Raw genomic sequence first — 5,409 nt, 5'->3', positions numbered from 1 at the left:
GTCGTGGTCTCGTGGTCGGTGCGGATGCGCGCCGCCAGATAGCCGTTGAGCCGCTGGCCCCTGAGCAGCGGCGCGTGGCCGTCGATGTGGCCGTCGGAAAAGGCGTCGAGCTTGGCGATCATGCCTTCGTCGCCGGCGAGCACGCCGGGAAAATTCATCACCTCGGCGAGGCCGACCACCTTGGGATGGGAACGGAAGGGTACGAGGTCCTCCGCCTCCAGCCGCGCGCCTGAGGTCTCGAACGTCGTCGACGGCACGCAGGACGACAGGTTGACGCGCACGTCGAGGATGGTCCGCTCTGCGCAGTCGAGGAAATAGCGGATGCCTTCGACTCCCAGCACATTGGCGATCTCATGCGGGTCGCAAAGCACGGTGGTGACGCCATGCGGCAGCACGCAGCGGTCGAATTCGAGCGGGCTGACCAGCGAGGATTCGATGTGGAGATGCGTGTCGATGAAACCGGGCACGGCGAAGCGGCCGCGACCGTCGATTTCCTCGGCCGCCTGATAGCGCGCATGGGTGCCGACGATGCGGTCGGCGACGATGGCGATATCGGTTTCGCTCACCGTGCCGGTGACGACATCGAGCAGCCGCACGTTGCGGACCACCAGATCGGCGGGCACCTCGCCGGAGCCGGCGCGGATCATGCGGGTCAGCAGTGTCTTCGAATCCATCGGGTGCTCGCTCGGGTGGGATGCTCGTCCACGCTCGGCTGAAGTGCTGAAGCGGTCAAGGGCCGATCAGCAGAACGCGGACATGACGATGAGCAGGTCTGTCATATGGAAGGCTGAGGCCTGCGCAGAGCGCTGCCATGAGGCTGGCCGTAGTGATCCTGATGCAACCGGAAGCAACCTTTTGACGCGCAAAATGCAATAGCCTGTTGCATTTCGGCCATACGTCTGTTCACGAATACGTGATATCAGCTACTCCGATATTAGCTACCTTTAATATTGGTCCGGGGGGATCTCATGCATTTCGTATCGTCGGCGAAAGCCGCGTTTGCTGCTGCTTGCCTCGCGAGCGTGGCGCTTCCAGCCATGGCCAGCGACTGGTCGGGTTTCTATGTCGGCGGCGGCGCGTCCTTCCGCAAGCACAAGGTCGACTTTCCGAACGGCATGGACCGGGTGATCATGGACGACACCACCGCGCCGGGCATCAGGCATTTCGAGAAGACCCCCGATCTCTCCCATGAGGGCAATACGGTCGACGGGCATGTGCTGGGCGGTTATCTCTTCCAGAAGGACCGCTTCGTGTTCGGTGCCGAGGCCGATTACGAGATCGGGTCCAGCTTCTCGGACGGTCGCACGCCAGGCATCCCGGCCTGTGCCAATGAGCCCGTCTTCACCACCGGCCATTTCGGCTGCGTGGGTCTCTCGACCTTCTTCGACGACGTCAAGACGCTCGGCCATGTGCGCGGCATCGCCGGCGTCGAGATCACGCCGAGCCTGCTCGGTTTCGTCGCCGGCGGCCTCGCCATCGGCAAGAGCCCGGAGACGATCGGCGCCAGCGCCGGCGGCATGATGGCCTCTCCGCCGAGCACGCCGCTGATCGGTGCCGCCACCGTCCAGAGGTCCAACATGGCCGAGACCATCTATGGCTGGACCATCGGCGGCGGCCTACAGGTCAAGGTCGGGCACGGCTTCCGGCTGCGCGGCGAATATATGTACGACAAGTACAAAGGGCACGACATCGCCGTCGGCGGTGCCGGCTTCGGCGGAACCATCGGCGAGCTGACCACCAACTCCTTCACCAGTCCCGGCAACCGCGTCGACTATTCCAGCCACACGGTGCGTCTGGCGGCCATCTATTCCTTCTCGGAAACCGACGATCCGGCCGAGCAGCCCGACTATCTGAAGAGCGACTGGTCGGGCGCCTATTTCGGCGGCGGCCTCTCGATGAGCCGCCACAAGGTGGGTTTCCCCGACGCCACCAACTTCCTCAACATGACCAACAACGTCACACAGGGCTCGCTGCGGGTCGAGCCGTCCAACGAATTCGAGGGCGATTCGACCGGCGGCCATCTTCTCGCCGGGTACCAGCACCAGTTCGGGCGTTTCATCTTCGGCGCCGAGGGCGACGTCGAGCTGAACAACGTCTTCGATCACCCGAGGGGCCCCGGTGGCCCGGCCTGCCTGACGCAGCTCATCAATTTCCAGCAGCTCGGCTCGGGCCATGCCGAATGTATCGGCACCCAGCTGATCTTCTCCGACGTCAAGTCGCTCGGCCATGTCAGGCTGAAGGCGGGCTATGAGGTCACGCCCGCCCTGATGGCGTTCGTTTCGGGTGGCCTGGCCATTGGCAGGAGCCCCGACCAGATCGGCGCCGGCGCCTTCGGCTTCGTCGCCAACTCGCCGAGCTCGCCGCTGCTTGGCGCCGCCACCGTGCTTAGATCCAACATGGCCGAGACCGTCTACGGTGCCTCGATCGGCGGCGGCCTGGAGATGAAGGTGAGCGAGAACCTGCGACTGCGCGGCGAATATCTCTACGACAAGTACAAGTCGCTGGACATCGCCGTCGGCGGCGCCGGCTTCGGTGGCACCATCGGCGACATCACCACCAACTCCTTCGTCAGCCCCGGCACAAAGGTCGACATGTCCAACCAGACAGTGCGACTGACGGCCATCTATCAGTTCTAGAAGCAATACCAGGAAAAGTGCGTAGCGGTTTTCCGTCCGGAATTGTGTAAGTCAAATACTGGAGCCGCGCCGCTCCAGCCGGAAAGGCGGGCGCAATTGACGCGCGGGGCTTGTTGCGGCCGCATTTCGCGGTCACACTCCGGCCATGCCTTCGGGGCGCGCGACGGACCGTCCCAAATCGAATGACGGACAATTCCCGTCGAGGCCGGCCGCCATGCCATGCCGGCCTGACCGGATCCCCGACCGCCTCGCGCCGCATGCCGATGTCTGCGGCGGATGACCCTCGAAGGCAATCGCGGCCGCTCAGCTGACGTCGCAACGCAACCCGTCTCCCCGGGCAAGCGCAAGCTTTGCCCCCGGGAAACTCGTGGGGCTAGAGGCCTGTTCCTGCGGGTTCCGCTGAAACCAAAGCAAGACGCGAGGTCAAACGCGATGCATCCGATGCCCAGCCGGATTCCGGTGTCCATCATCATCCCGAACTACAACTACGCGCGCTTCCTGGAACGCAGCGTCGACAGCGCGCTCGGCCAGGACCATGACGATGTCGAGGTCATCGTCGTCGACGACAGATCGAGCGACGGTTCGGCGGCGGTCATAGAATCCTATGGCGACTCCATTCGCGCCTGCCTGCGGCCAAGGAATGGCGGCCATGCCGCCGCCTTCAACACCGGCTTTGCGGCAAGCTCGGGCAGGATCGTGCTGTTCCTCGACGCCGACGACTATCTCTACCCTGACGCCGTCTCCAGGATCGTCGACGCCTGGGATCCGGCGACCGCCCAAGTGCAGTCGCGGCTGCACATCGTCGACGAAGAACAGCACGTCAAGGATGTCTTCCCGCCGCCGGAACTTCCCTTCGACGACGGCGACGTGGTGCCGAAGCTGCTGCACAAGGGGCGCTACCAGACGACGGTGACCAGCGGGCTCGCCTTCGACCGCTCGACGCTGGAGACCATCATGCCGATTCCCGAAGCCGATTTCCGCCAGGGCGCCGATGGCTATCTGGCGACGCTGGCCCCGCTCTACGGCCAGGTACAGTCGATCGAGGAATGCGTCGGCGCCTACCGCATCCACGGCGCCAACCATTCCGTCTTCGGCGCCAAGCTTGCCGAGCGGGCGCGCTGGCGGGTGGCGCATGATTTCCACCGCATGGCGGCGCTGTCCGGCCAGGTCTCCGGCGTCGGCCTGGCGGTCGAGCCGTCCGAGACCGTCCTTCACGATACGCTTCATCTGGAGGAGCGGCTGGCCTCGCTCTGCGCCGACAGGGACCGGCACCCGGTGGCCAATGATTCCAAACTGGCGCTTGCCGCGCACGGCGCCGTCGCCAGCCTCGAAATGACGGCCTCGCTCAGGCGCCGAGCCATGCTCGCCGCCTGGTTCCTGTCCGTCGGCATGCTGCCCGGAAAGATGGCGCTCGCCGTGCTGTCCTGGAAGCTCGACGCCGCCTCGAGGCCGGCCTTCCTGGCGCGCCTCGCCAAAACCATCCGCCAGGCGATGGGGTAGGGGCGGCAGAAACGGCGCGGCAAGATCATGCCGGCGGTTCTGCGGCCCACATGGCGTGCTGTCGCTGATCTGGCAAGACCCGCGGCGGCGGCAGACGGCCCTTACTTCAGCGCGATGCTCATGCCGCTGAGATCGGCATTGATTTGCAGGCCGACCTGCTTGCCTGAGAGTTCGAGTTGGGCGCCCCTGTCATTGGTCATGACGATGACCTGGGCGCCTTTGCCGAGCGCCCCGCCACCGCCTGCCGCACCGTAGACTCCGGTCACGTCCCGGGCGCGGCGAATGTGGCGCACGGTGCCGTGGAAATAGGTCTTGGAAGCCCCGAAGGCGAGGCCGCCCGAGACAGCGCCGACCGAGATGGGATAACGGCGACCATGGAAGGTGAGGGTGCCTTCGCCTCCGGCACCGCCGATGAAGAAGGCCGCCTTGTAGATGGCGAAGCGGATCGTGCCGTTGTCGGCATGCGCGACGCTGGCGACGCTGACTGCCCCGGCGGCGATGACGGCAACCGCGACTGAACGAATTCCGGACGAAATGTTCATGATGAGAACTCCTCATGATCGCCGCTTGCCCGGCCGGACCGGGCTCGTCAGCGTCGTATCAAGGTTACTGCTGAACAGTCTCGCTCCTCATTGGTTCCAGGCACGCCGCCTAAATCTGGCTGCGAGCGGTCGGCCACGGCTAACCGGCCCAGACAGGAAGGCGCGGCGCTGGTCCGCGCCGTCTCGTCTAAGAAACGCTTAAGATGTGACCGCCCTTGTTAACCATCGATTAACTATCCGGTCGCCTTTAATTGGATGTTGGAGCATACTGTTTTGGTAGCGAACAAGAGAGCGATTGCCCCTCAAGCGCGACTGTCACTTTGTCGGTGCGCGAGATGAGGAACTAGAAAAGCAGCGGAACACCGTTGTCTCCCGGGGAGGCGCCATCATCAGCGTTGATGAGGAGCGCCAAATGCAGATCGAAGAAGCAGTCAGTGCAGCGACAGCCGACGCCAGCGCGCTTCTGTCCTGTCTCGGCCAGCCGGTCGTCGCCTACCATGTCACGGAAATCATGCGGGAGACGGACGCCGCGCACGCGCGGGCGATGCAGCTCGCCTTGATGCGGCGAAGCATCGAGGCTCTCGTCGACGATGGCCTGGAGAACGTCGAAGCCGAACGATTTGCATCGCAGTTCCATGGCCGGATTGGTTTGACCTGGGAACTTTTGCACCCGTCCAGCGGCGCATCGCACCGATCTCGACCAGGCCGGCGTCGATGCCGGCTCTATAGTC

At 64.4% G+C, this 5,409-nt stretch carries 5 protein-coding genes; 3 read left to right on the top strand and 2 right to left on the bottom strand.

Features of this window, described 5'->3' with window-relative positions; all coding sequences use genetic code 11:
* The coding region (locus EN738_RS30145) for an amidohydrolase family protein (RefSeq protein ID WP_145966973.1) at positions 1-674 on the bottom strand (674 nt) is incomplete at its 3' end.
* Between the two features lie 294 nt (positions 675-968).
* Here EN738_RS30145 and EN738_RS30140 point away from each other — a divergent pair.
* A complete protein-coding gene (locus EN738_RS30140) occupies positions 969-2,636 on the top strand; it encodes an outer membrane beta-barrel protein (RefSeq protein WP_127286808.1) in 1,668 nt (555 codons plus the stop codon).
* A 432-nt stretch (positions 2,637-3,068) separates the two neighbouring features.
* Positions 3,069-4,136, top strand: a complete 1,068-nt coding sequence (locus EN738_RS30135) for a glycosyltransferase (RefSeq protein WP_127286807.1) — start codon at positions 3,069-3,071, stop codon at positions 4,134-4,136.
* Between the two features lie 101 nt (positions 4,137-4,237).
* Here the strand turns inward: EN738_RS30135 and EN738_RS30130 are convergent, their stop codons facing one another.
* Positions 4,238-4,678, bottom strand: coding sequence for a hypothetical protein (locus tag EN738_RS30130; protein WP_127286806.1), 441 nt, complete (start codon positions 4,676-4,678; stop codon positions 4,238-4,240).
* A gap of 295 nt (positions 4,679-4,973) precedes the next feature.
* Between EN738_RS30130 and EN738_RS30125 the strand changes: the two genes are divergently transcribed.
* A partial coding sequence (locus tag EN738_RS30125) for a hypothetical protein (RefSeq protein WP_245494814.1) occupies positions 4,974-5,409 on the top strand: 436 nt, incomplete at its 3' end.

This window comes from Mesorhizobium sp. M4B.F.Ca.ET.017.02.2.1, from assembly GCF_003998955.1.
Lineage (GTDB): Bacteria > Pseudomonadota > Alphaproteobacteria > Rhizobiales > Rhizobiaceae > Mesorhizobium > Mesorhizobium abyssinicae.
This window is presented reverse-complemented; position numbering and strand designations above follow the sequence as displayed.

What these genes read in the sequence shown, in the direction of transcription:
- EN738_RS30140 (WP_127286808.1), top strand. Translation starts at nt 969, where the DNA reads ATGCATTTCGTATCGTCGGCGAAAGCCGCGTTTGCTGCTGCTTGCCTC.
- EN738_RS30130 (WP_127286806.1), bottom strand. Translation starts at nt 4,678, where the DNA reads ATGAACATTTCGTCCGGAATTCGTTCAGTCGCGGTTGCCGTCATCGCC.
- EN738_RS30135 (WP_127286807.1), top strand. Translation starts at nt 3,069, where the DNA reads ATGCATCCGATGCCCAGCCGGATTCCGGTGTCCATCATCATCCCGAAC.